The following is a 23,465-nucleotide window of genomic DNA, read 5'->3' on the forward strand; positions in this document are numbered from 1 at the left end:
CCGGAGGCTGGAGCGGCGGTCAACTGGGACGCCAGGTGTCCCGTATGCGTCCGCCGCTCCGCCTCGCTCTCTGCCTGCTGCTGCTGGGTGCCGCCATGGCTCGGGCGGAGCCGCCAGAGGTGGAGGCGACGCCCGGGCGCGTGGTGCTCGGGCAGGACACGGCCGTGGAGGTGCGGGTGCGGGTGCCCAAGGGCGCCGGCCCCGTGCGCGCGGCGGCTTCTTCCGGCACCTGGGCTGAAGCGCGGATGGAGGGCGGCACCGAGCGCGTCTTCCATTGGAAGCCCCCGCCGGTGCGCCATCCGCTGTGGGCGGTGCTCGCGTTCTGGGTGGAGGACGGCCGCGCGCCAGAGGTCACCACCGTGCGGCTGGCGCTCCTCGGGCGCACCACGCTGGATGTGGCCACCGCGCCGGGCGCGGAGGTGGTGGTCGCGGTGGGCGACGCGCGCTTCGGTCCGGTGAAGGCGAACGGACGCGGCCGGGCACAGGTGCCCGTGGAGGTGCCTCCGGACGCGACGGAGGCGCGCGTGCTCGCGACCCGCGGGACGCTCACCACGGATCGCCGCGCGCCGCTGGAGGTGCCCGCCGCGCGCCCGCTCGTCGCCGCCCTCACGCCGGAGCCGCTGCCCGTGGAGGGCGGTGGCTGGTTGATCCTCGCGGGCGCCGGGGAGCGCGTCTCCGCCTCGGAGCTGTCCGTGGTCGCTGAGGGCGCCACCGTGCAGCCGCTGGCTTCGGAGTCCGCGCGCTACACGGTGCGGCCGCAGGCGGAAGCGACGACGGTGTCCGTCACCGCGCGGTGGAGTGACGCGCCCGTCGAGGACGCGGTGCGGATCCAGTCCTCGGTGAAGCCCGCCGCCGCACGGCCCACGGAGTCGGTGCTCATCGACACCGCCAACCCCTTCCCGGCGCACGGGGTCCAGGCCCCGATATCGAGCTTCAAGTCGGTGTTCCTCCTGGGCGGCGCCGCGTTCGCGAGCGGCGCCAATGGGGGGCCGCTGCTGGGGTTGGGTGTCACCGTCCCGCTGCCGGTGTGGCACGACCGGGTTGCGGCGGAGGCGGAGGTGGGCCTTCGTCACGCGCGCCTGGATGGTCGGCAGGGTGGCACGAAGGTGCACTCGCGCGTGTGGGGGATGCCCCTGCTCCTGTCCGCGCGGGTCACACTTTTCCACCGGGGTTCCTTCCAGCTGGACGGCCGTGCAGGCGGCGGAGTGCTGGCATTGAACCATCAGCTGACGACAGAGGCGGCCGAGACGGGGGCCGTCTTTCCTGACGCCGTGGATGAGCGCAGAGTGCGCGGCATGGGATTCCTGGCCGCGCAGGGCGCCTATCAGCTGGGCCGTTGGAGCCTCCTCACGGAGGTGCGCGCGGCATTGGCACCCGTGGAGACCCCCGCGCTGCGGGCCCAGTTGGGTGGCGTGTCCGCGTCCGCGGGGCTGAGGTTCGTTCCATGATGCGCGTGGGCCCGGGCGTCGTGGGGATGGCGGTGCTGGCGTGGGCCTGCACGGGCGACCCTGGGGCGCTGCCTCCGCCCAGCATTGTGGGAGTGGAGCCCTCGACGCTGCCGGTGAACGCGAAGGACGAGGACCTCACCGTGCGCTTCACCGCGCGCTACAGCGTGGCCGTGGACTACGGCGCGGAGACGGTGGATGTGCGCATGGGTTCAGGCCGCGTCTGGGTGGATGAGAAGGAAGCAACGGTGACGCGCTTCGACCCGGCGGGCGTCGCCATCGCGACGGTGCCCCGGGGCCTGGGAGCGGGCGCGCACGCGGTGCGGCTGCGGCTGGACGACGGTCGCGAGGCCGTGGCCGAAGGGGCCCTCACCCTGCGTCCCCCAGGACAGGAGGTCACCGATCCCCCCATCCTCGAGGACGGAGGCGTGCTCATCCTGACCGACGCGGGGCCGCTCGAGTCGGACTTCGACGGAGGGGTCGACACCTCGGATGGCGGCAGGGTCGTGGACGCAGGGCCTGGTCCGGATGCGCCCATGCGCGAGGGCGACATCACGGGATTCACCTTCGACACCATCGAAGGCACGCGCGTGAGCCGGACGGCCTTCGCCATCACGGTGCACGCGCAGGGCCCCCGGGCCGGTCACTTCCGGGGCTCGGTGGAGCTGTATGCGTCGCGCGGCTCGGTGACCCCCAGCAAGATTGGCCCGTGCGACACCGGCGTGTGCACCGCGAACATCGTCATGGACGCGCCCGCGGGCAACGTGCGCCTGTCCGTCGTGGACAGCTTCGGCGTGATCGGCGAGTCCAACACGTTCCGCCTGGAGCCGTACAAGTAGCGGGGCCTCACCCCGCCGCGCGCAGCAGCTCCAGCGTGCGCTGCATGTCCGCGGGCAGCGGCGCGTCCACCCCGCGCGCGGGCAGGCCGGGCAGCGCGGGCCACTCCACGCGCGCCGCATGCAGCGGCGTCCGGCCAAGGACCTCCTGTGTCCCCTGCCCTCCCAGGTCACCTTCGGTGAGCGGGGCCTCGCGGCCGTACTGGTGATCCACGAGCAGCGGATGTCCCAGCGACAGCAGGTGCACGCGGATCTGGTGCGTGCGGCCCGTGAGCGGCTCCGCCTCCACCAGCGACGCGCGGGAGAAGGTCTCCACCGGGCGCACCCGCGTGCGAGACGGCTTCGCGTCCGGCTCCCCGGGCTTCGCCACGCGCATGCGCCCCTTGCGAGCGGCCACCAGGGGCGCGTCCACCATCTGGGGCGCCTCCAGCCGGCCCTCCACCAGGGCGCGGTAGCGCTTGCGCACCTTGCCGGTCTCGAAGGCCTGGGACAGCGCGCGGTGCACGGCCGCGTCCAGCGCGAACACCAGCGCGCCGGACGTGTCCCGGTCCAACCGGTGCACGACGTAGACCTTGCGCCCCAGCCGGGCCTCCAGCGTGTCGCGCAGGGACGGGCCGCCCTCGCGGCCGGGGATGACGACCACCCCGGCCGGCTTGTCCACCACCATCAGGCCCGCGCCCTCGAAGAGGACGCGGGGAACGTCACCGCTCATTCGTAGTCCGACGCCGGCACGACGGTGATGGGGCCCAGCCCCGCCAGGAGCGGCTTCACCTCGGACGCCTTGCCCAGCACCACGATGACGGGCCGGTCCGCGAAAGCGTACTTCTTCGCCACGGCGGCCACGTCCTTGGGCGTCACCGCGCGCAGCCGGTCGCGGAACTTCTCCACCCAGTCATCCCCCAGGGCGTGCATGCGCATGTCCGCGATGACGGAGGCCACGGACTCGTTGGTCTCCGTGCGCATCGGATACAGGCCGGCCAGGTAGCTCTGCGCGTCCTTCAGCTCGCGGGGCTTGAGGCCCGCGTCGCGCACGCCGTGGATCTCCTTCAGCGCCACGTCGATGATCTCCCGCGTGGACGCGGTCTTCGTGAACGTGGACAGCGCGAAGATGCCGCCCGCGCTCATCGTGTCGAAGTAGGAGCTGACGCCGTAGGTGAGGCCGCGGTTGACGCGGATCTCGTTCATCAGGCGCGACGTGAAGCCGCCCCCCAGCGCGATGTTCATCGCCGTGGCCGGGAAGTAGTCCTCGTGGCCCAGCCAGAAGCCCGGGCCGCCCAGGCGCACCTGGGACTGCGTCTGGTCCGGCTTGTCCACCAGCAGCACCGTGCCGGCATTCGCCAGCGGCTCCTGCTTGCGCGGCAGCATCGGCTGGACGTCCGGTCCGCCCGTCCAGCCGGCGAAGGCGCGCTCGGCCTCCGCGGCCACGGTCTCCGGGGCGATGGCGCCCACCACCGTGAGCAGGGACACCCGGGGGCCCATGCACTCGGCGTGGAAGCGGACCACGTCGTCGCGGGTGAAGGTGGCCACCGTGCGCTTGTTGCCGCCCACGTCGCGTCCGTACGGATGGTCGCCCCACACGGCGCGCGTGAAGGCGCGGTCCGCGATGGCGGAGGGGTCATCCAGGTCGTTTGCGAACTGCGCCAGCGCGCGCTCGCGGGCGTCCACGACCTCCTGCTCCGGGAACGTGGGATCGCGCACCACCTGCCCCAGCACGTCGAGCATCTCGGAGAAGTGCTCCGCGGGCGTGGTGAGGTAGACGGACAGCACGTCCTCGTTGACGCCCGCGTAGAGGCTGGCGCCCACGAACTCGATGGCTTCGCTGATGCCATCCGCGTTCATGCGCTTCGTGCCCCGGCGCAGCAGGCGCGCGGTGAAGTCCGCCAGGCCGTCCTTGCCCGCCGGGTCGAACACGCCGCCCGCGCGCATCACCAGGCGCACGGACACGAGCGGCAGCGGCCCGCGCTCCGCGGCGATGACCTTCAGGCCCGTGGACGTGGTGCTCTCATGCAGCGGGGGCATCTTCAGTTCGCCGGTGGCGACGGACTTCGGCTCCACCACGGACGTCAGCTTCTTCACGCGGGCCGGCACGGCCTTCTTCGCCTGCGCGACCTTCTTGCGCGCGATGGTGGTGGCCTGCTTGCGCACGACCTTGGCGGCGTTGCGGACGGTGCTCTTCACGGAGGCGATCTTTCGGGAGGCCATGGCTTACGCTTCCGCCGTTTCGTCACCGGTCTCGACGGCGCCGGCTTCGGGGTGGAGGGTGACCACCGAGCGGCGCTCGGGGGCGAAGTACTTCGCGGCCACGGCCTTCACCTGCTCCGCCGTGACGGAGGCGTAGAAGGTCGGCAGTGACAGGCCCTCGCGCCAGTCGCCCAGGAGCGCCTCGTAGTGGCCCAGGGCGTGGCCCCGGCCGCTGTTGGTGGACAGCTCTCGCAGGTGGTCCGCGCGCAGGTTGTTCTTCGCCTTCTGCAGCTCCTTGTCGGTGACGCCCTCGCGCGCCAGCTTCTCCAGCTCCGCGTACAGCAGGGCCTCCACCTTCGCGGGATCCGAGTCCGGCTTGAGCTCCAGGTAGAACAGGACGGTCCCCGGGTCGATGCGCCAGCTCCAGTCCAGCATCACGGACACGGCGGCCTTCTGGTCATACACGAGCGACTTCACCAGCCGGCTGCCCTCGCCCTTGGTGAGGATGTACTGGACCACGTCCAGCACCAGCGTGTCCTCGTTGCTGGCGGCCGGACCGCGGTAGCCGATCATCACCGACGGCGACTGCGCGGGGTGGCGCACCACGGCGCGGCGCTCGCCCTTCTGCTCCGGCTCCGCGTTGAGCACCGGCGCGGGCGCGGGGCCCCGCGGGATGTTCCCGTAGTACTTGCGCACCAGCGCGAGCGTCTTCTTCGGGTCGATGTCCCCGACGATGTAGAGCACCGCGTTGTTGGGCGCGTAGTAGGTGCGGAAGTACTGCTGGCAGTCCTCGCGGGTGATGTTCTCGATGTCCGCCATCCACCCGATGACGGGCCAGCGGTACGGGTGCGCCTTGTAGACGAGCGTGCCCAGCTCCTCGTCCATCATCCCGGGGATCTCGTTGTCCACGCGGACGCGGCGCTCCTCCATGACCACCTGGCGCTCGCTGGTCAGCGTCTCCTGGGAGATGCGCAGGGAGCGCATCCGGTCCGACTCCAGGTCCAGCACCGTCTCCAGCGCGTCCGCGCTGAAGTCGTCGTAGTACACGGTCATGTCATTGGACGTGTACGCGTTGGAGCGGCCGCCGTTGGACTCCAGCGTCTTGTCGAACATCTTGGGGCCGTACTTCTTGGCCCCGTTGAACATCATGTGTTCGAACAGGTGGCTGATGCCGGTGATGCCGGGCCGCTCGTTGCGGCTGCCCACCTGGAAGAAGGTGTAGAGGCTGACCACCGGGGCCTGATGGTTCGCCAGCAGGCGGACCTTGAGGCCGTTGGGCAGGGTTGCCTCGTGAACGTCGAAGAGCGCTGCGAGCGTGGGGTCCACCGCGCGCACGGCGGTGGACCGCGGGGATGCCTTGGACATAGGTGCCACACCGTAACCACGGCGCGGCTAGAGATCCACGACACCTTGACGCAGGGCCATCACCACCGCGTCCACATGAGAGTTGACGCCCATCTTCCGGTAGATATGCGACAGGTGCGTGCGCACCGTGCGCCGCTCCAGCGTCATCACCCGCCCCACCTCCGCGTTGGACAGGCCCTTGGCCACGTAACGGAGGACGTCCAGCTCCACGGCCGTCAGCCCCCAGGGCAGCTCGGCGGGCTTCTGCGCGGGCCTGGCCTGGATGGATTGGAAGTAGTTCCAGAAGCGCCGGGCGATGATGGGCTCCAGCACGGTGCCCCCGTCCATGACCTCCTGGATGCCGGACCGGATCTTCTCCGGCCCCACCCGCTTCACCAGGTAGCCGGACGCGCCGGCTTGGATCGCCTCGTAGACCTTCTGCTCGTCCTCGAAGGACGTGAGGATGAGGATCTCCACCTCGGGGGCGCGGCGCTTCACCTTCTGGGTCACCTGGATGCCATTGAGGCTGGGAAGCTCCAGGTCCAGGAGGACGAGCTGCGGGCGCTCGCGGACGATGGCGTCCACGGCCTCTTCACCGTCCTGGGAGGTGCCCACCACCTCCAGCTCCGGGAAGGTGCCCAGCACCTTGACCAGGTTGCGCAGGAGCTGCGGCTGGTCCTCGACGACGAAGATGCGCGTGCGCTCCACGGAACTCACCGCCTGGTGGGGGGAGGCTGGAACTGTTCGTCCAGCTTCTGGTGCTGGCCCCGCGAGAAGCGGAGCTGGAAGTCCTTCTGCTCGCCGGTGGAGATGGCCACCACGCGGATGTCACGCGTGCCCACGCGGACCGGGTAGTTCACCAGCGGCGTCACGCGGCGAAGCTTCGCCCCGTCGATGAAGACGTTCGCGGGGAGGTTGGTGCGCAGCGTGAGGAACGCGCGCTGGTTCCTCGGCGGCACGCCCGGCTCGGCGTCCTCGTCCTCGATGTCCCGCGCGCTGGGGTCGGACGGAGGCGCGGCCGGAGGGGGCGCGATGGGCTTGAGCGCGGACGGGTTGGCGCGCGAGGAGGTGCTGTTCGCCGCGGGCGCGTCCGGATCGTAGCGGGGCAGCTCCGGCTCGTGCACGGGCTCAAGGCCCAGCCGCCACGCGGCGACCGCGAACATGAACACGCCCACCAGGGCGATGCCGCCCGCGATGAAGACCAGGCGCTTGCGGCGGAGCGCGCGGTCCACCGCGTCCATGCGTGGCGTCTCCACCGTGTCGAAGCGCTGGTTCACCGGCAGGTGGCGGTCCGAGGGCGCGGGGGTCGCCATGTCGTGGCGCACGCGGCCCTCCGCCTTCGGAGGGGACATGCGGCGCCCCGAGCCCGGCTCCGGGGGGAGGGCCTCGGTGGGCTCGGCGCGGCCCCGGCGCTCCTGGCCGGGCGCGCCCGCGTCGGCGGCCTCGGGGGCTCCCATGGAGGCAAGGACCGCCGTCTCCTGCCCCGGTCCCCTGCCGCCAGCCCCCCGAGCGGGGCGCAGGGCCGGGCGCTTCGCCGCGGACGGCGCTTCTTGCTCCAGCACCGCGGGCTGGCCGGGATGCAGGGCCGGGCGACGGCCGGAGGGCGGCACGGGCTCGTCTCCGCCCAGGGGCGGCGCGGGGCGCATGGCGGCGCGGCGACCGGTGGGCACGGGCGGTTCGTCGTCCCCGAGCGGCGGTCCGGTGAAGTCCTCGATGACCTTCACGCGGGGATTGCGCCCGGCGCGCGGTGCGGGGCCCTCCGGCTTCCGGGGCTTCTGCGCGAGCACGCCGGGGGGCGCATCCCAGCCCTGCTCCAGGGGGCCCGCGGGCGACAGTTCCGTGCTCCGCACCTCGCCCTCGGGATCGAACTCCGACTCGGGTTCGTCGTCCGACGGCGCGTAGTCCTCGGGGCGGAACTCCTCGAACGCGGGGGCGGCGGCCTCCTGCGTCTCGGCGGATGCCTCCTGCTCCGTGGGCGCGCGGCTGTACGGCGCGCGCTGGACGATGGAGGCCTCGTGCTCCTCGGCGTGCAGGTCCTCCATCTCCGCGCCGGAGATGGGCTCCAGCACAAAAGGCTCCGCGAACGGCACGGGCCCGGGGGCGGCGAGGCTGACCTCGTTGGGGAACAACTCCGCGACGAAGCGGGCCACCTCCTCCGCGCCGGGCAGGCCGCCGCTCGCGGAGAGGAAGTTGCGCAGGGCCTGGGCGAACTCGCCGCACGAGCGGAAGCGCCGCTGGGGCGCGGGATCCAGCGCGCGCATGATCGCCGGATCCAGGCGCGAGTTGATCCGCCGGTCCAACCGGCTGGGCGGGGGCAGCGCCTCGCGGCGGGTGCTCACGCCGCTGCCGGGCACCACGGCCTCGCGCAGCGTGAGCAGCTCGTAGGCGATGGCGCCCAGCGAGTACACGTCGGACGCCTCCGTGGGAGCCTCCCCCTTGGTGACCTCCGGCGCGCGGTATGCGCTGCGGCCCCGGTGCGCGAACGTGCGCTTGAGCTGGGGCACGGCCAACAGCGCCTGGAGCGCGCCGAAGTCGCAGATGGCCGGGAAGCCGTCGCGGGCCAGGAGCACGTTGCCGGGCGTGATGGCTCCGTGGACGACGCCCGCGTCGTGCGCGAGCTGCACGGTCTCCAACAGTTGGATGACGATGGAGAGCGCCACCGCGGGCGGCAGGAGGACTTCCTTGGTGTTGAGGCGCTGGAGCGCGACGCCCAGCGTGAAGCCCTCCGCGTCCTCGCGCACCACGGCGAGCCGCTGGCGCACGAAGCCCACGTCCACCACGTGGAGGAGACCCGGGTGCCGCACGGGCTGGAGCATCCGCACCGTCTCCGCCAGCGCGCGGGCATAGGCTGGGTCGGAGGTGCGCGGCAGGAAGAGCTTCACCGCGACGGGGATGGTGGGCAGCAGCAGGGCTTCGTACAGCTCCGCCAGGTCCCCTGCCTCGGTGCGGCCTGTGAGCCGGTACGTCCCGCTCATCGCGTCTTCCGAGGCGTCTTGGGGCCGCCCGCGCGGCGGCGGGACACGGCGGCGAACATGAAGCCGCACCACACGCACGACTCACCGCGCCGTCCGCGAGGCAACTCCAGGGTGCAGCCGGGGCAGCGCGGACGGGGACGGGCGGCGCGGACGGTGGCGGCGGAGACGGTGGCGCGGGTGCGGACAGGGGCAGGCTTGCGCGCCTCGAGGGCGAGCCGGGCCTCCAGACGGCGCACCCGGTCCTCCAGCGCGGTGATGCGAGCGGACAAGCGCGCGTGGAGGTCCTCGGCGGAGGCCGGGGATGGACGTGGGGTGCGCATCGTTGGACAGAGCGTGCCAGCCCCGTGCGAAGCCCGCAAGGACACGGGTGAAGGCCGAACAGCGCGTGTTATGAGTTGGGGTCCCGTGGCGCCTCTACTCTCCCCTTCCCAGCCCATCCCGGGCGGACCCTCCGTGGATCCGCTGCACGGGAGCTTCCGTTCCTCCATCCGCCGCGAGCACGCCGAGGACGCGGCCCGCCGGGCCCGGGACCTGCTCACCGACGACGTGCTCGGCCGGCTGCTCACCACCCCGCGTGAGCCCGCGGACCAGGTGCCGCATTCGCGGGAGGTGTTCGTCAACCGCAACCTGCGCATGGACCACGTCGAGCTCATCGGGTTCGACATGGACTACACGCTGGCCATCTACCACATGCGCCGGCTGGAGCAGCTGTCGTTCGACATGACGATCGCGAAGCTGATCAGCGAGTACGGCTACCCGCCGTTCATCGGGGGCCTGCTCTACGACCACCACTTCGTGATGCGCGGTCTGGCGGTGGACCGGGTGAACGGCAACGTCCTGAAGATGGACCGCTTCGGTCACGTGGGGCGCGCGTACCACGGCCTGCGGCCGCTGAAGCGCGACGCGTGGAAGGAGCTGTACCGCAACAAGCGGGTGCGGCTGCGCAACCCGCAGTTCGCGTGGAACGACACGCTCTTCGCGCTGCCGGAGACATGTCTGTATTCGGGCATCATCGAGCTGATGGAGTCGCTGGGGCACACCGTGAACTACGGCAAGCTCTACGACGACATCCGGGAAGCCATCGACACGGTGCACCGGGACAACTCGCTCAAGCGCGAGGTGCGCAAGGACCTGGCGCGCTACGTCTTCCTGGATCCGGAGCTGGGGCCGGCGCTGCACAAGCTGCGCTCGGGCGGGAAGCGGCTGTTCCTGCTGACGAACTCCGCGTGGGACTACACGAACGCGGTGATGCGCTACCTGCTGGACGGGCAGCTGCCGGAGTACCCCAGTTGGAGGAACTACTTCGACTTCGTGGTGACGGCGGCGGGCAAGCCGGCGTTCTTCACGGAAGCGCGGCCGTTCCTGGAGCTGGATTCGTCCACGGAGGCGGGCAAGGTCGTGGGCGAAGCGAAGTCGCTGGAGCGCGGCACGGTGTACTCGGGCGGCAACCTGGCGCAGTTCGAGGAGTTCACCGGCTACCGGGGCGAGCACATCCTCTACGTGGGCGACCACATCTACGGCGACATCCTGAAGTCGAAGAAGTCGTCGCTGTGGCGCACGTGCATGATCGTCCAGGAGATCGAAGACGAGATCACGTACACGGACGCGCGGCGCGAGGAGATCACCACGCTGTCCGAGGTGGAGCTGACGCGCGCGCGGCTGGACGACGAGGTGAACCACCGAAAGACGGTGTTGAACGCCCTGGAGCGCAGGCTGGAGCGTGAGCAACTGTCGGAGTCCGAGCGCCACGAGGTGGAGGAGCTGCGCAAGAAGACGAAGGCCGAGCTGGAGAAGCTGCGCCGCTCGTTGAAGGAGACCAACGGCATCGCGGACACGCTGGAGCGCGACGTCGAGGAGGGCTTCAACCCGTACTGGGGCCTGCTGTTCAAGGAGGGCAACGAGAACAGCCGCTTCGGCTACCAGGTGGAGCAGTACGCGTGTCTCTACACGAGCCGCGTGTCGAACTTCCTGCACCACTCGCCCATGCAGTACTACCGCTCGCCGCGCGACCTGATGGCGCACGAACAGGCGGGCGCGCTGTCGAGCAAGCTGTCACCGATGGGCAGCGAAGGTCCGCCGCGAGGGTCGGAGAAGGAGTAGCTCAGGGCAGCGCGTGCAGCCGGCCCCAGATGACGTCGCTGAAGCGCGAGGTGGGCTCCGGCTGGATGCCCAGCTTCTTCAGGTCGTCGGTGTGGCGGGCGCCCTTCACGACGACCCACCGGCGGGCGACGCGCCTCCCCTCCTCCACGGCTTCAGGAGTGAGGGGGGCGTGCTCCGCGAAGCGGCGCAGGACGTCGAAGGCGGGCTGGGCCTTCTTCGGCCGGGCGAACATCGGGTCGAAGAAGACGACGTCAAAGGACTTCGCGGGCAGCGTCTTCAGGTACGCATGCGCATCCGCGTGGAGCACTTCGATGGCGCACGAGTCCTCGCCCCTGTCGTAGCGCTGGAGCCCCTCTGCGGCGACGATGCACAGGGGCAGGCTCTTCTCCAGGCCGACGACCCGGCCCGTGGGGCCCACGGCGAGCGACGCGACCAGCGCGTCCTGGGCAAGCCCCAGGGTGCAGTCGAGCACGGCATCGCCCGGGACGATCTCCGCGACCTTGAGGAACGCGTCGTCGCGCTGTCCCTGGCGAAGGCGCATGCGGCGCAGGTGCGCCATGCCTGCGTGGAAGCCGAATGAACCCTGCGGCTCCCACAGCGTCACGCCATCGCCGCCCACGACCAGCAGCGCGTCGACCTTGGTGCCCAGCCAGGACGCGATGCCCTCACCGGAGCGGCGCGGAAGGAACGGCAGACTCCACCGCTGCGCCACGGCCCGCGCCTCGCGCACCGTGGCCGCGTCCGTCTTCGTGCTGGTGGTGACGGCGAGGGGAACGGACGGCATCGATACCGCCGCCCTACTCCGCGACCGCCGCCAGCTTCCGGCCACCCTGCATCTGCGCCACCGTCACGGACTGGTTCCGGCCGTTGCGCTTCGAGTGGTAGAGGCACTGGTCCGCCAGGTCGATGAGCTGCTGCTTCTCCATCGCGTTGTCCGGGAACGTCGCGATGCCCAGCGACATCGTGATGCGCAGCGGGCCCATCTCCGTCTGGAACACCTCCGCCATCACCGCCTCGCGGATGCGCTCCGCGATGATCTTCGCGCCCTGCGCGTCCGTCTCCGGCATCACCATCACGAACTCCTCGCCGCCGTAGCGGGCGACGACGTCCGTGTCCCGCGCCAGCGTCTTGATGATGCGCGCTACGCCCTTGAGCACCTGGTCGCCCGTCGGGTGACCGTAGGTGTCGTTGACGCTCTTGAAGTGGTCCACGTCCGTCAACATGATGGAGCACTTGCGGTTGTACCGCCGCGCCTGCGCCAGGATGTCGTCCGCGCGCGACTGGAATGTGCGGTGGTTGAGCAGGCCCGTGAGGCCGTCCGTCGTCGCCATCCGCTCCATCTGCTCGTAGAGCTGCGCGCGCAACACCGCCTGCGCCGCCTGGATCGCGATGACCTCGATCATCCGCAGCACGTCCTGCTCGAACGCCGTCTTCTTGCGCGACCCCGCCACCAGCGTGCCCAGGATGCGGTCCCCCGCCACCAGCGGGAAGATCTTCAGCGCGCCCAGGCCGCGCACCTGCGTCTCCTCATCGAAGATGACCTGACGGTCCATCGCCTTGATGTCCCGCCCCGGCAACGGCGCCCCGTAGCGCACCACGTTCGCCACCAGGCCGTTGTTGTCCTGGAACGTGCGCCCCTCCAGCGCCTTGCCCTGCGCCGTGACGCCCGTCATCCGCGCCACGCGGTGCACCCGCTTGCCCTCCTGCTCCGACACCAGCGTCACCGCGCAGAAGTCCAGCCCCGCCAGCTGCCGCGTCGCCTCGAGCACCGCCACGAACACCTGATCCGGACTGCCCGCGCGGTTGAGCTCCTCGATGGCCCGGAAGAACCGGTCCTTCTCGTCGCGCGTCTTGCGGATGTAGCTCATCACCCGCTCCACCTCGATGGAGCGCAACACCTCTCCCGCGATGGTGGTGAGCATCTTCTCGTCCTGGTCCGTGAACGGCTCGTTCTTCAGCTTGTCCGCCACCAGCACGCCGCGCACCAGACCGCTGCCCTCCAGGATGGGCACCGCCAGCAGCGCCTGCACCGTGGGGCCGCCACCCTCGTAGTACGTGACGCCCTTGAGCCCCTGCGGCGAGTTCATCCGCACCGGCGCGCGGCGCTTCAGCACCCCGCCGATGATGCCCTCGCCCGCGTTGAACTTCTCGCGCTGCACCCGCTCCGACGCGGACCGGCAGTCGTACAGCTTCAGGCTCCGGTCATCCGACGTGAGCAGGAACGCCGCGCAGGTGTCCGTGCGCAGGCCCGTCTCCGCGATCTCCAGCGCCGCGTGCACCGCGCCTTCAATCTCCTTCACCGACGCGACCAGCCACTTCTCGTCGGAGTTCATCCCGCTGAAGCTGTCCTGCGTGCCGGAGGACACCAGCCGGAAGGTGCGCGCGCGCTCCTCCACCTCGCGGATGCGCTTCTGCACCGCGTCCGACTCCGCCCGCTTCGCCACCGCCATCCGCGCGGACAGCACCAGGTGGTACAGCCCCGCGAACAGCGCCAGGAACAGCGTGTGCGTCAGGAACCCGGTGACGTTCACCACCGGCCCGCCCAGCGTCACCAGCCCGTCGTACACCAGCGCGATGCCCAGGAGCGTCATGCCCGCGTTGCGCGGCAGGAACGCCACCAGGAACGCCATCAACAGATAGACGATGGGGAACAGCTCCCCGCCGCCAATGGCCACCACGATGAAGGCCGCGGAGATGAGCCCGCCGCCCAGCTCCAGGTCGTCGCGCAGGTCGATGACCGCGCCCACCGACGAGCGCATGGCCCGGCGCCACGCCGCCATGCCAATGCCGACGAGCAGCCCCACCACCAGGGCCGCCTCCGTCCACCCCAGCGTGTGCAGGCCCCGGAAGCCGCCTTGCGCCAGGTGCACGAAGGTGGCCAGCGCCACCGCCGCGGGGATGGCGCGGAAGAACGCACGCACGAGCTTCGCCGGAGAGGGCACCGCGGGCAGCGAGGTCATGGCGACTCCAGGTGGAAGACGATCTCGCCCGGCTTCACGTAGCCGAGCTCCTCACGCACCGACTGCTCCAGCGCCGCCGGATCCTTGCGCAGCGCCGAGATCTCCTTGCGGAGCGCGTCGTTCTGCGCGGCCAGCGAGCGGTTGCGCTCATTGAGCGCTTCCACGTCCTGCCGCAGGCGCAGGTAACGGCGGAAGCCCTTGGCGTCCGCCACCGAAGCGAGGCTCAGGGCCACCGCCACCACCGCCGCCACCATCAGGAGCTTTCGCCGGGACGTCATGAGCGCCGGCGAAGGTACCAGCGGCCCCCCTGCCCGCAAGAATTCCGCTCCAGCCCTGTAGCACCTCCGCGGCACGCCAGAGACGCGGCGGAATCAGTCCTGCTTCAGCAGCTTTTCAATGGCCTTCGCCACGTCCGCCTGGCCTTCAATCCCCTGCCACGCGGCCACCGCGCGGCCGTGCTTGTCCAGGAGCACCGTGCTGGGCAGCGCGCGGATCCGGCCAAAGGCGCTCTGCCCCGCGCGCATGCGCTCGTCGGACAGCAGCACCGGGTAGGGAAAGGCGTAGTGATCCGCGAACGGCCCCAGCACCCGCCCCTCGTCGATGTCCATCCCCACCGCGATGACCTGGAAGCCCCGGGGGCCGTACGTCTCCTGGAGCTGCGTCAGCGTGGGCTGGTCCGCCAGGCACGGGAAGCACCAGGTGGCCGTGAAGGACACCAGCACCACCTTGCCCGGCAGCTGCCGGGGGTCGTAGCGCGTGGGCCCCACCGACGGCAGCCACAGCGCCCGGTAGAAGGCGGGCCCGGCGTCCACCGGCCCCCCGTGGCGGCAGCCGGACACCGCGCCCGTCAGGGCCAGCGCCCCCAGCAGCACCGCGCACGCCAGCGCGCGTCGTCGCACCGGCCTCACGGGCTCAGGCCTCGGACTCCAGCGGGCCACCGCGGAGCTGACACTCGCGGCACAGGCCGTACAGCTCCATCTTGTGCGACGTCACCGTGAAGCCGTGCTTGCGCGCCACCGCGTCCTGGAGCGTCTCGATGCGGTCGTTCTCGAACTCCACGATGGTGCCGCAGCTGGTGCAGATGAGGTGGTCGTGGTGCTCGCGCCCCGCCGCCGCCTCGTAGCGCGTCTGCCCGTCGCCGAAGTTGCGCGCGTGGGCCAGGCCGCACTCGTTGAGCAGCTTCATGGTCCGGTACACGGTGGCCACGGACACCTTGGTGTCCTGCTCGCGCACCTTGTTCCACAGCTCCTCCACCGACAGGTGGCCGCCCACCTCGAAGAAGGTGTCGATGATGAGGCTGCGCTGGCGCGTGCTCTTCAGCCCGTGCTGGGCCATGTAGCGCGCCAGGACCTCGTCCTTGTCCTTGTCCGAGGAGCCGTGAGCGTGGGAGTGGCTGTGGTGATGGGTCGTCATCTGCAATCTCTGAAGCACCCCATGTGTTGGGGTGGGGATGCCTGCTCCCGCAAGACATTTTCGCCAGCCGGCCTCACCGGGCGCCCGCTCCCCCGCTGACTACCACGGACTTCGGCATCTTCGGCTTGCGCCGCGCGTGGGCTGTTTACATTGAGGCCGGACTGGCTCATTGACACCTGTCTGGCCGCGAAGATAGAGGCATCCGCCCTCGTAAACGAGCAATTTTCCGAACCTTTCCATGATCAGTCCCTGGCAGAGAAGACGGCAGCCCGATGATGTGCCCACCCCGGTGGCGGTGGCGGTGTCGGACTTCTGCCGACGCGCGAAGGCTCCGGCCCCCGCACAGCAGGTCCGCGAGGCGCTCGCGCTCCTCACCGAGGAGGAGGACTTCCGGGTCCGGGCCCTCACGGATGGTGAACCGGAGACGTCCCCCCTGGGGCCCTTCGCGGTGGTGGACATCCTGCGCGGCGTGACGCCCGCACTCGCGGCCCAGCGCCAGGAGTGCGGCTACTACGACGTGGCGCAGGAGCTGGCCCAGGTGCGCGAGGAGAAGACGCCGCCCCCCGCGCCCGCTCCCACCACGCCCGTGTTCGGCCTCGCCGCGCCGCCCGCGGAGGAGACGGACCCCAAGACGGGCCGGCGCAAGAGCGCCAAGGCGGAGGCCGCCGCCATCCAGGAGCGCATCGCGCCCAGGAAGCGCACCACGGACGCGGAGGACGGGGTCACCGCCCTCCCGGCCCCGCCCGCCCAGGAGCCGCAGGAAGAGGAGGCCCCGCGCTTCCTCAAGCGCGAGCTGCCCCGCCCCCGCGGCCGCTTCACCCGCGTGGAGGCCCAGCGACTGTCGTTCTTTGAACTGACCCGCTCGGAGGGCAAGGAGACGCTGGAGGCCGCCATCGCGGCCACGGAGCACCGCTACTCGCTCCTGCGCACACTGGAGCACCGCTACAACGGCCCGCGCGGCGAGCTGACCCAGGTGGACATGGAGAACGTGCTGCGCCAGCACGGCATCATGGAGACGCTGGAGACGCGCGAGCGCGAGAACCTCCGCACCGCCTTCGCGTCCCAGCGCGGCGCCACCGGCCGCGTGGCCTGGGCGCTGGGCCTGTCCCCCAGCGAGTTGCAGCGGCTCACGCACGCGCTCCACATGGAGGAAGAGGTGGAGGCGCTGCGCGAGCGCTTCCGCAACGAGGCGCTGGCCACCTCCCACCTCACCCACCGGCTGGACCTGCTCGGCCGGGAAAAGTACCTGGTGGACCTGGGCATCCAGAAGCGCTTCGCCGACGCGCTCCGCAAGGACCTGGAGCGGCTGGCGAAGGACGTCCTGCCGGACGCCACGGACCTCCACTCGCTGGCCAATGTCGTGGGGCGCAAGCACGGCGCGCCCGCGGAGCTGATCACCCGCGCCTTCGAGCGCCTGAACCTGGCGGAGGGCCTGCGCAAGCAGCTGGCCGCCCAGGCCTCCTCCCCTTCTTCGCACTGACTCACCGACGAGGTACCCACCCCATGCCCATCTACGAGTACGGCTGCTCGGCCTGTGGAAAGACCATCGACGTCCTGCAGAAGATGTCCGACCCGACGCCCCCCGCCTGCACCGCGTGCGGGGCCCAGGGCACGCTGAGCAAGCAGGTCAGCCGCTCCAGCTTCCACCTCAAGGGTGGGGGCTGGTACTCCGACCTGTACGGTTCCACGAAGAAGGACGGCGGCGGTTCGTCGTCTTCCTCCTCGTCGTCCTCATCATCGACGTCGAGCAGCAGCGCGCCGGCCAGCGCAGCCGCGGCCGCGCCGAGCACCGCGTCCAGCGACAAGCCGTAGCGCCGAGCGCGCCCCGTTGCCCCCGGCTGAAAATTCGCTGGGGGCGCGGGGAGGCTCCAGACTCGGGGCGTGCCCTTTCCTCCCTCGAAGCGTCCCCCCCGACACTGCGCGCTGTGCGGCCATCCGGAGCTGACGGATGCGCGGGGCCAGGGGCGGTTCCTCCTGGTCGCGGACCCGCATGGCCGCGGTCCCGTGTGTCCTCCGCAGCGCGGCTGCCGCAACGGCAAGCTCGCCGCGACGGACACGCCGGCGCTGACGCAGGCCATCCGCTAGGTTAAGCAGGCACCTTGAAGGACGCGCGCGTCCCATCCCTCGCGCGTCCAGGTGCCATGCCGCGTTCCTTCCGTTCGCTGTCGTCCCTCCTCTGGGTGCCGCTGCTGGCCGCCGTGTCCGCCGGCTGCGCCTCCGCCACCCGCATGTCCCCCGAGGACCGCGCCTCGCTGGACCGGACCCTCACCGGCCCGGACGCGGAGCAATACCTGCGCGTCTCCGCCTACCTGACGCCCTTCTTCGGGGACGGCTCCAAGCGGCTGCTCACGCCCTACCCGCCGGAGGACGTGCGCCTGGTGGACGACACCCAGGGCAAGCCCATCAACCCCGGCCCCATCCAGGCCACCGTCCCGGCCGGCACGCGCGTGCGGATCACCCGGGTGGAGTTCCCCACCGCGTGGGTCGTCACCGAGCGCGTCCTCTACTCCCCGCGCACCTGGCCGTGGGTGTACGTGACGGTGGAGGGCGCGCCGCCGGGCAATCAGGTGGTGCTGGTGCTGCCGCCGAACCTCGACCGGCCGGACGCGTTCCGCGCGGAGCTGGAGAAGACGCTGTCGCCCCACCCGCTCACGGCCGAGCTCAACGGCTTCAGCGCGGCGGTGAAGGAGGCCGTGCGCACCAAGACGCTGGTCGCGGACATGCCCGCGGAGGCGGTGCGCATGGCGTGGGGCCCGCCGGAGTCGGTGCGCCGCACGCTGGAGGGCACCGCGAAGAACGAGGAGTGGCGCTACCCGGGCGAGCGCCGCAAGGCCTTCCTCACCGATGGCCGGCTGGTGCGCGCCGAGGAGGCGGGCAGGTCCGTCCTGCCGTAGCGGTGTCTAGCGCCGGCCGCCGCGGCGGTGCTGCTTCTTGCCACCGCCGCCGCCCTTGCGCTGGGCCTGGGCCTCGCCCGGCCGGGTGAGGCGGGGCAGCTCGCCGGCCATCACCGGCCAGTAGTCGCCCTTGAGCAGCTCCTCCACCAGCTGCGCCTGGGTGAGCACGTCGCGCTTGAAGAAGGTGGCGCCGCGGCCCATTTCATCCAGGGAGCCGCGCGCGTCGCTGCCGCCCACGCAGGGCAGCTTGAGGGCGTCCGCGGCCTCCACGGCCAGGTCGTTCGCCGTCTGCTTCACCTTGGCGTTGTAGCCCTCCACGGCGCACAGCACGCCCGACAGCGAGCGCACGTAGTCCATGGCGGGGTTGGGCACGTCCCGGTCGAAGGGGCGGGCCGCGACGATGGCCGCGCCCAGCGCCTTCACCTTGGGCAGGCACTCGGCCGCGCTCCAGGGCTTCTCCCGGTTGCTGCCCCACATCTGCACGGGCTCCGGCGCCAGCTCCGGCTTCGGGAAGAAGCACAGGTACTGGCCCCGGTCCGTGACGAGCTCCAGTCCCACGAACACCTTCACCTTGGACTTCGCGCCGATCTCGAAGAGCTCGTCGCAGCCGTCCTGGGTGTTGGTCTCCGTGAACGCCACCGCGTCCAGGCCGAACATCGCCGCCCGCTCCAGCACGGCGCGCGGCTCCAGTTCGCATCCCTTGGACAGATGGGAATGGGCGTGTAGGTCGATGAGCATGGGCGACGCGTGCCTAACAGGCCTCCCCGGGCCTGTCGAGCCCGCGTGCACGGCGCATCAGGCGTACGCGTAGGACTGGAAGTTGCCCTGCCGGGCCTGGCTGTTCTTCTCCTCGTACGTGCGGATGAGGTAGCCCATCAGCATCAGCGAGGACGTGTTCTCCAGCACCCGGGACGGATCCTTGGAGATGAGGTTGGCGCTGTAGTTCAGGAAGAACTGCGCCAGCTCCTCGCCCGCTTCCTTGACGATGAGGGCGTTGAGCGCACTCGGCTCCATGGTGCGGATGGTGTTGATGAAATCGACCGCCAGGTCCTTCTTCGTCTTCATGTCCACGGTCCTGCCCCCTCTTTCCGCCCTTGCCCCTGGAGCCGGAAATGGCCCCGGGCCTCCGCCCCAATCCACGAACCGGGTGCGACCGGGTGAACCTATGCATGCCATGAGACCTGCAAACCCCCACCCCACCTCGTCCCCCCGCCCCCTCGCGGATCACAACTTTTGCGTCGCAGCATTTTTGACACCTTGAAAAGGCGTGTGCGATAACTCCCGGTCAAGCCTTTTCTCACCACCGCACAAGGAGTGGCTGGCGATGTTCACGGGCGTGAAGGTCTTCTCCGCGACGAAGGCCAAGGAGCGGGAAGAGTTGGGTGAGAACGTCACCCGTTGGATCAAGAGCAACTCGGACCTGGAGATCGTGGACCGGGTCGTCTGCCAGTCGTCCGACAACGAGTTCCACTGCTACACGTTGGTGCTCTTCTACCGCCAGGCGAAGCCGCCGGCCTGACCGCCGCGTCGTCCCTGGCCTTCCAGGCCCGTCCTCTTCGGGTCACGCATCTTCCGGTGCGTGCGGGGAGGCCGGGCCTTTCCATTTCCGTATGTTATGGTCCGCGCCGTGGCGCGCTTCGGGGATGACAGCGGGGAGGAGGACCGGCAGCTGCGCACGGACGCCCTGCCGGCGATACGCGCGGCGAAGGTGCGGGTGCGGCTGCTCATCCTCTCCGGCCCGGACGCGGGCCAGAGCCATCCCCTGTCTCCCGGGCGCTACCGGGTGGGCGCGGACGCCAGCTCCGACGTGGTCATCGCGGACCGGGCCGTGTCTCGCAGCCACCTGCTCCTGGACGTGCGTGAGGACGGCATCCAGGCGGTGGACGTGGGCTCGCGCAACGGTTCGTTCTGCGAGGGCATGCGCTTCACCACCCTGGAGGTGCGCCCCGGCGCGGTGCTCACGCTGGGCACCACGGAGCTGAAGCTCGTCCCGGAGGGAGAGAAGGCCCACGCCCTGCCCCTGTCCTCCCGGGACCGGTTCGGCAACCTGGTGGGCCAGAGCCGCCGGATGCGCGAGGTGTTCACCCTGCTGGAGCGCGTGGCCCAGGGCGAGTCGGACGTGCTCATCCAGGGCGAGACGGGCACCGGCAAGGAGCTGTGCGCGGAAGGGCTGCACACGCACGGCAACCGCGCCAAGGGGCCCTTCGTCATCGTGGACCTGGCGGGCGTGGCGCCGCAGCTGCTGGAGTCGGAGCTGTTCGGCCACGTGAAGGGCGCCTTCACCGGCGCGCAGGCGGACCGGGCGGGCGCCTTCGAGCGCGCGCACGGCGGCACCCTCTTCCTGGACGAGGTGGGCGAGTTGCCCCTGGAGGTCCAGCCCCGGCTGCTGCGCGCGCTGGAGCGCCGGCAGGTGAAGCGGGTGGGCGCCAATGACTACCGCTCGGTGAACGTGCGGGTGGTGGCGGCCACGCACCAGGACCTGGAGGGCGCGGTGAAGGCGGGCCGCTTCCGGGGCGATCTGTTCCACCGGCTCGCGGTGCTGCGCGTGGCGCTGCCGCCCCTGCGCGAGCGGCCGGAGGACATCCCGCTGCTCATCGACACCGTGCTGGAGCGCATGGGCAAGCCGCCCAGCACCCTGTCGGACCAGACGCGCGCCCTGCTCGCCCAGTACCCGTGGCCGGGCAACGTGCGCGAGCTGCGCAACGTGGTGGACCGGGTGGTGAGCCTGGGCGAGTCCGCGCTGCCGGAGATGCCGGACACGCCTCGCGCTCGCCCGGCCCCATCGTCGGAGCTGGACCCGGAGGACACGCTGTCCCTGGCGCTGGAGCTGCCCTTCAAGGAAGCAAAGGAGCGCCTCATCGAGGGCTTCGAGCGCGACTACCTGCGCACGCTGCTGGAGCGGTGTGGCGGCAACGTGTCCAAGGCCTCGCGCGAGGCGGGCATCGACCGCGTCTACCTGCGAAAGCTCCTGCGCAAGCACGGCCTGGTGTCCGGTCCGGACTGACAGCGGTCCCCTGCCCCCACCCGGAGTCACGGAGGCCTTTGGCCGGGTGACACTGGGGGGGACCTCCCCGTGGGGGGTGGTTGTCGGACCGGGTTTCCGCCCCATCTTGGGAGCACCAACGCTCGCGAGGTGGGTGCCATGGGCCAGGGGTGGAGGAGGTGGCTGTTCGTCGGGGGGCTCGTGCTGGGCGCGTGCAAGTCGCGGGACGGGGCGGCCGTCGCGGAGAACGGCCTGGTGCCGCGGCTCGCGGTGTTCCAGGCGCCCACGGGGGTGCCGACGGACGAAGGCACCGGCGGCAGCGGGAGCGCGGGCGAAGCGGTGGTCGAGAGCGCGCCGGACTTCTACGGCACGGTGACGATCGCGGGCTCGCGGGGCTTCACGGTGCGCGACGACGACGGCGTGGAGCGCCCGTTCGTGGTGGCGCCGTCCACGCGCATCCTGCGCGACGGCAAGCGCGTGGCCCGCGACGACCTGAGACCGGGCGCGCTGGTGCACACGACCTACGGCGAGCGGCTGGGGACGTGGGTGGCCGCCGACGTGGAGATCTACTCCGGCACGCCGTCGCGAGATCCAACCGCGACGGCGACGGCGGCGCCGGTGAAGCGCTGACGGGCGGAGCGGCCCGTCAGTAGACGGCGAGCGCCTGCGGCAGGTGATAGCTGACGATGGTGAGCACGGGGATCTTCGGCCCCTCGTCCTCGTCGTCGTTGGTCATCCCGGAGGTGACGCGCAGGCCGTCGAAGCGCGCGAGGATGACGTAGTCACGGCGGGTCTCCAGGAAGGGATCCGGCGCGGCCAGCCGGCCCAGGGCCTCGCGGCCCGTCTCATCGGAGAGGTTGTCGTAGTTGCGCTCGGAGGCGGACCGGGTGGTGCTCTCGCGGGTGTAGATGGAGCCGCCCACGCGGCCCTCGCCGGTGAGCGCCGTCTGTCCGCCCAGGTTGCCGGAGGTCTCCGTCACGGCGTCGGTGTTGTAGGCGATGCCGACCTCGCGGCGGGAGGCCACGGACTGCAGGCCCTGCTCCACCAGCCACAGCGTGGGGCGCTCGCCGTCCGAGCGCTGGTCGGCCACCTGCGCGCGCAGGAGCACGTAGCGGCCGCGGTAGGTGTCCGGCTGGGCGATGGCGGACGCGAGTGAGAAGATGGGCACCTTGCGCGCGTGGAGCAGGCGCAGCTCGCCGTCCACGCTGCCACCGCGTTGGGCCACCACGCGGGCGATGAGGTCGGCGGCGTCCGGACGCACGCGCAGGTCCTCCGTCCACGCGCTGCCCAGCACCGCGCCCAGCTGGGTGAAGCCAGGGGCCTCCGCGCACGTCTTCAGGGCCAGCCACGCGTCGTCGCGGGAGGTCGCCTGGAGCTTGCGGGCGGCGGCCTCGCAGGCGGCCGGCGTGGGATAGCGGGCGAGGAACGCGCGGGCGTCATGCGGCGACGGGGGCTGCTCCTCGGAGGCGGCGGCGCGACGGGGCGCGGGAGGCGGCGTCTGGGGAGGCGGCGCGTCCGTGAGGGCGCGGTCCTCCAGCGCGACGTGGGAGTGGGCGGCGCCGCAGCCGGTGGCGAGCGCCCCCAGGAAGGTCAGCAATGGAAGTCGGGTCATGGCGCGGGGCTCCTTGAAGGGGGCGGCTACAGCGCGGCGGAGTCGGCGTGCTGCTGGCTCGAGTGCGACGGCGCCTGGCGCGGAATGGACGCGGACGGGGGCAGCATCATGGAGCAGGCGTCGTGGCAGCGGTCGTCCATGCACGCGAGCGTGGTGGGCCCGGCCTGCTGCCGCGACACGGCGGAGTAGCAGCTGTCGCCGGTGCCGGGGCATTGGCTGCGCGCGGCGCACTCGCAGCAGGTGGAGGCCACGGAGGCCATCAGCTGCACGTCCTGGAGCACGGAGGACAGCGCGCGGTAGCAGGCGCGGGCCGCGGGAGAGAAGCGGCCCTTGGCGTCCACCACGGGCGCGTTACCGTCGATGCCGCAGCGGCCCACGACGTCCGAGTACTTGCGCTCGCAGACGGCGACGAGCTTGGGGTCCGGCGTGCCGTCCCGCGCGTTGCTGACGGCCTCCGAGCAGAGGGCGCGAGACGCGTCCTTCAGCAGCTTGACGTTGGCGGACTCCTGCTCCGTGTTCGAGCCCTTGGACGGCGGCACCTCCGCCTCGAACACGCACTCCTTCCCCGCCCGCAGCGTGTCGATGGTGCACGACCACGCGGTGGGGGACGTATCCACGAGCGGGGGCGCCCCCATCGCTTCGGGGGGCAGGGACGACGGCGCGGGGCCGGACGGCGCGGCGCCGAGGAAGAGCAGGGAGAGGAGCATCGCCTTCATATGCGA

The 23,465-nt window shown here is 71.2% G+C and carries 25 protein-coding genes; 10 read left to right on the top strand and 15 right to left on the bottom strand.

Annotated elements, in window-relative coordinates:
* Positions 1-44 precede the first annotated feature (44 nt).
* Positions 45-1,448 (top strand): hypothetical protein, encoded by a 1,404-nt coding sequence (locus KYK13_RS21275; protein WP_223632163.1) that lies wholly within the window; start codon positions 45-47, stop codon positions 1,446-1,448.
* Positions 1,445-2,284, top strand: coding sequence for a hypothetical protein (locus KYK13_RS21280; RefSeq protein WP_223632165.1), 840 nt, complete (start codon positions 1,445-1,447; stop codon positions 2,282-2,284). The genes KYK13_RS21275 and KYK13_RS21280 overlap by 4 nt, the downstream gene beginning before the upstream one ends.
* A gap of 7 nt (positions 2,285-2,291) precedes the next feature.
* Here the strand turns inward: KYK13_RS21280 and KYK13_RS21285 are convergent, their stop codons facing one another.
* The 6 genes from KYK13_RS21285 to KYK13_RS21310 are packed head-to-tail and all read right to left on the bottom strand — an operon-like array spanning position 2,292 to position 9,050.
* The gene (locus tag KYK13_RS21285) at positions 2,292-2,993 is read right to left on the bottom strand and encodes an RluA family pseudouridine synthase (protein ID WP_223632166.1); all 702 of its coding nucleotides are present in this window, start codon (positions 2,991-2,993) and stop codon (positions 2,292-2,294) included.
* Positions 2,990-4,483: a pitrilysin family protein gene (locus KYK13_RS21290; protein WP_223632168.1), complete on the bottom strand. Its 1,494-nt coding sequence runs from the start codon at positions 4,481-4,483 to the stop codon at positions 2,990-2,992. The genes KYK13_RS21285 and KYK13_RS21290 overlap by 4 nt, the downstream gene beginning before the upstream one ends.
* Positions 4,484-4,486: 3 nt before the next feature.
* The gene (locus KYK13_RS21295; protein WP_223632175.1) at positions 4,487-5,827 is read right to left on the bottom strand and encodes a pitrilysin family protein; all 1,341 of its coding nucleotides are present in this window, start codon (positions 5,825-5,827) and stop codon (positions 4,487-4,489) included.
* Positions 5,828-5,854: 27 nt separating this feature from the next.
* The gene (locus KYK13_RS21300; protein WP_223632177.1) at positions 5,855-6,514 is read right to left on the bottom strand and encodes a response regulator transcription factor; all 660 of its coding nucleotides are present in this window, start codon (positions 6,512-6,514) and stop codon (positions 5,855-5,857) included.
* Positions 6,515-6,519: 5 nt separating this feature from the next.
* Positions 6,520-8,781 (bottom strand): serine/threonine-protein kinase, encoded by a 2,262-nt coding sequence (locus KYK13_RS21305; RefSeq protein ID WP_223632193.1) that lies wholly within the window; start codon positions 8,779-8,781, stop codon positions 6,520-6,522.
* Complete coding sequence (locus tag KYK13_RS21310) at positions 8,778-9,050, bottom strand: hypothetical protein (protein WP_223632195.1); 273 nt, start codon at positions 9,048-9,050, stop codon at positions 8,778-8,780. Before KYK13_RS21310 ends, KYK13_RS21305 begins: the two co-directional genes overlap by 4 nt.
* Positions 9,051-9,171: 121 nt before the next feature.
* Between KYK13_RS21310 and KYK13_RS21315 the strand changes: the two genes are divergently transcribed.
* Positions 9,172-10,881, top strand: coding sequence for an HAD-IG family 5'-nucleotidase (locus KYK13_RS21315; RefSeq protein ID WP_223632197.1), 1,710 nt, complete (start codon positions 9,172-9,174; stop codon positions 10,879-10,881).
* Between the two features lies 1 nt (position 10,882).
* Here the strand turns inward: KYK13_RS21315 and KYK13_RS21320 are convergent, their stop codons facing one another.
* From KYK13_RS21320 to KYK13_RS21340, 5 genes are all read right to left on the bottom strand, one after another.
* Complete coding sequence (locus KYK13_RS21320) at positions 10,883-11,665, bottom strand: class I SAM-dependent methyltransferase (protein WP_223632199.1); 783 nt, start codon at positions 11,663-11,665, stop codon at positions 10,883-10,885.
* A 13-nt stretch (positions 11,666-11,678) separates the two neighbouring features.
* Complete coding sequence (locus tag KYK13_RS21325) at positions 11,679-13,841, bottom strand: diguanylate cyclase (RefSeq protein ID WP_223632201.1); 2,163 nt, start codon at positions 13,839-13,841, stop codon at positions 11,679-11,681.
* Positions 13,838-14,119: a septum formation initiator family protein gene (locus tag KYK13_RS21330; RefSeq protein ID WP_223632203.1), complete on the bottom strand. Its 282-nt coding sequence runs from the start codon at positions 14,117-14,119 to the stop codon at positions 13,838-13,840. Before KYK13_RS21330 ends, KYK13_RS21325 begins: the two co-directional genes overlap by 4 nt.
* Positions 14,120-14,212: 93 nt before the next feature.
* A complete protein-coding gene (locus KYK13_RS21335; protein WP_223632205.1) occupies positions 14,213-14,749 on the bottom strand; it encodes a TlpA disulfide reductase family protein in 537 nt (178 codons plus the stop codon).
* 4 nt (positions 14,750-14,753) lie between these two features.
* Entirely contained in the window at positions 14,754-15,254 is a 501-nt protein-coding gene (locus KYK13_RS21340; protein ID WP_223632206.1) for a Fur family transcriptional regulator, read from the bottom strand.
* Positions 15,255-15,492: 238 nt separating this feature from the next.
* Here KYK13_RS21340 and KYK13_RS21345 point away from each other — a divergent pair, with 238 nt between their 5' ends.
* The 4 genes from KYK13_RS21345 (at position 15,493) to KYK13_RS21360 (ending at position 18,148) form a co-directional block, all read left to right on the top strand.
* Positions 15,493-16,734: a hypothetical protein gene (locus tag KYK13_RS21345; protein ID WP_223632208.1), complete on the top strand. Its 1,242-nt coding sequence runs from the start codon at positions 15,493-15,495 to the stop codon at positions 16,732-16,734.
* A 23-nt stretch (positions 16,735-16,757) separates the two neighbouring features.
* Positions 16,758-17,066, top strand: a complete 309-nt coding sequence (locus KYK13_RS21350) for an FmdB family zinc ribbon protein (RefSeq protein ID WP_223632210.1) — start codon at positions 16,758-16,760, stop codon at positions 17,064-17,066.
* A gap of 69 nt (positions 17,067-17,135) precedes the next feature.
* Entirely contained in the window at positions 17,136-17,339 is a 204-nt protein-coding gene (locus tag KYK13_RS21355; RefSeq protein ID WP_120530714.1) for a hypothetical protein, read from the top strand.
* Positions 17,340-17,395: 56 nt separating this feature from the next.
* Positions 17,396-18,148, top strand: a complete 753-nt coding sequence (locus KYK13_RS21360; protein ID WP_223632212.1) for a hypothetical protein — start codon at positions 17,396-17,398, stop codon at positions 18,146-18,148.
* A gap of 6 nt (positions 18,149-18,154) precedes the next feature.
* Here KYK13_RS21360 and KYK13_RS21365 read toward each other — a convergent pair whose 3' ends face one another.
* Positions 18,155-18,886, bottom strand: coding sequence for a PHP domain-containing protein (locus tag KYK13_RS21365; RefSeq protein ID WP_223632214.1), 732 nt, complete (start codon positions 18,884-18,886; stop codon positions 18,155-18,157).
* Positions 18,887-18,943: 57 nt separating this feature from the next.
* Positions 18,944-19,219 carry a hypothetical protein gene (locus KYK13_RS21370; protein ID WP_143904438.1) on the bottom strand — a complete coding sequence of 92 codons (276 nt, stop codon included), beginning with the start codon at positions 19,217-19,219 and terminating at the stop codon, positions 18,944-18,946.
* Between the two features lie 253 nt (positions 19,220-19,472).
* Here KYK13_RS21370 and KYK13_RS21375 point away from each other — a divergent pair, with 253 nt between their 5' ends.
* The 3 genes from KYK13_RS21375 to KYK13_RS21385 all read left to right on the top strand — a co-directional run bounded on the left by KYK13_RS21375 (position 19,473) and on the right by KYK13_RS21385 (position 21,761).
* Positions 19,473-19,667 (top strand): hypothetical protein, encoded by a 195-nt coding sequence (locus KYK13_RS21375; protein WP_223632216.1) that lies wholly within the window; start codon positions 19,473-19,475, stop codon positions 19,665-19,667.
* A 96-nt stretch (positions 19,668-19,763) separates the two neighbouring features.
* Complete coding sequence (locus KYK13_RS21380) at positions 19,764-21,152, top strand: sigma 54-interacting transcriptional regulator (protein WP_223632225.1); 1,389 nt, start codon at positions 19,764-19,766, stop codon at positions 21,150-21,152.
* Positions 21,153-21,290: 138 nt separating this feature from the next.
* Positions 21,291-21,761, top strand: a complete 471-nt coding sequence (locus KYK13_RS21385) for a hypothetical protein (protein WP_223632227.1) — start codon at positions 21,291-21,293, stop codon at positions 21,759-21,761.
* Between the two features lie 16 nt (positions 21,762-21,777).
* Here the strand turns inward: KYK13_RS21385 and KYK13_RS21390 are convergent, their stop codons facing one another.
* Both KYK13_RS21390 and KYK13_RS21395 read right to left on the bottom strand, forming a co-directional pair.
* Positions 21,778-22,743, bottom strand: a complete 966-nt coding sequence (locus KYK13_RS21390) for a hypothetical protein (RefSeq protein WP_223632229.1) — start codon at positions 22,741-22,743, stop codon at positions 21,778-21,780.
* Between the two features lie 26 nt (positions 22,744-22,769).
* Positions 22,770-23,450 (bottom strand): hypothetical protein, encoded by a 681-nt coding sequence (locus KYK13_RS21395; protein ID WP_223632231.1) that lies wholly within the window; start codon positions 23,448-23,450, stop codon positions 22,770-22,772.
* Positions 23,451-23,465: the final 15 nt, after the last annotated feature.

Origin of the sequence: Corallococcus sp. EGB (genome assembly GCF_019968905.1) — a bacterium.
GTDB lineage: Bacteria > Myxococcota > Myxococcia > Myxococcales > Myxococcaceae > Corallococcus.

Bases quoted from the DNA above. Each gene is read 5' to 3' on its own strand.
- KYK13_RS21325 (WP_223632201.1), bottom strand. From the start codon at position 13,841: ATGACCTCGCTGCCCGCGGTGCCCTCTCCGGCGAAGCTCGTGCGTGCG.
- KYK13_RS21365 (WP_223632214.1), bottom strand. From the start codon at position 18,886: ATGCTCATCGACCTACACGCCCATTCCCATCTGTCCAAGGGATGCGAA.
- KYK13_RS21280 (WP_223632165.1), top strand. From the start codon at position 1,445: ATGATGCGCGTGGGCCCGGGCGTCGTGGGGATGGCGGTGCTGGCGTGG.
- KYK13_RS21315 (WP_223632197.1), top strand. From the start codon at position 9,172: ATGAGTTGGGGTCCCGTGGCGCCTCTACTCTCCCCTTCCCAGCCCATC.
- KYK13_RS21390 (WP_223632229.1), bottom strand. From the start codon at position 22,743: ATGACCCGACTTCCATTGCTGACCTTCCTGGGGGCGCTCGCCACCGGC.
- KYK13_RS21295 (WP_223632175.1), bottom strand. From the start codon at position 5,827: ATGTCCAAGGCATCCCCGCGGTCCACCGCCGTGCGCGCGGTGGACCCC.
- KYK13_RS21375 (WP_223632216.1), top strand. From the start codon at position 19,473: ATGTTCACGGGCGTGAAGGTCTTCTCCGCGACGAAGGCCAAGGAGCGG.
- KYK13_RS21395 (WP_223632231.1), bottom strand. From the start codon at position 23,450: ATGCTCCTCTCCCTGCTCTTCCTCGGCGCCGCGCCGTCCGGCCCCGCG.
- KYK13_RS21345 (WP_223632208.1), top strand. From the start codon at position 15,493: ATGATCAGTCCCTGGCAGAGAAGACGGCAGCCCGATGATGTGCCCACC.
- KYK13_RS21305 (WP_223632193.1), bottom strand. From the start codon at position 8,781: ATGAGCGGGACGTACCGGCTCACAGGCCGCACCGAGGCAGGGGACCTG.
- KYK13_RS21340 (WP_223632206.1), bottom strand. From the start codon at position 15,254: ATGACGACCCATCACCACAGCCACTCCCACGCTCACGGCTCCTCGGAC.
- KYK13_RS21330 (WP_223632203.1), bottom strand. From the start codon at position 14,119: ATGACGTCCCGGCGAAAGCTCCTGATGGTGGCGGCGGTGGTGGCGGTG.
- KYK13_RS21360 (WP_223632212.1), top strand. From the start codon at position 17,396: ATGCCGCGTTCCTTCCGTTCGCTGTCGTCCCTCCTCTGGGTGCCGCTG.
- KYK13_RS21385 (WP_223632227.1), top strand. From the start codon at position 21,291: ATGGGCCAGGGGTGGAGGAGGTGGCTGTTCGTCGGGGGGCTCGTGCTG.
- KYK13_RS21275 (WP_223632163.1), top strand. From the start codon at position 45: ATGCGTCCGCCGCTCCGCCTCGCTCTCTGCCTGCTGCTGCTGGGTGCC.
- KYK13_RS21290 (WP_223632168.1), bottom strand. From the start codon at position 4,483: ATGGCCTCCCGAAAGATCGCCTCCGTGAAGAGCACCGTCCGCAACGCC.
- KYK13_RS21350 (WP_223632210.1), top strand. From the start codon at position 16,758: ATGCCCATCTACGAGTACGGCTGCTCGGCCTGTGGAAAGACCATCGAC.
- KYK13_RS21285 (WP_223632166.1), bottom strand. From the start codon at position 2,993: ATGAGCGGTGACGTTCCCCGCGTCCTCTTCGAGGGCGCGGGCCTGATG.
- KYK13_RS21320 (WP_223632199.1), bottom strand. From the start codon at position 11,665: ATGCCGTCCGTTCCCCTCGCCGTCACCACCAGCACGAAGACGGACGCG.
- KYK13_RS21380 (WP_223632225.1), top strand. From the start codon at position 19,764: ATGGTCCGCGCCGTGGCGCGCTTCGGGGATGACAGCGGGGAGGAGGAC.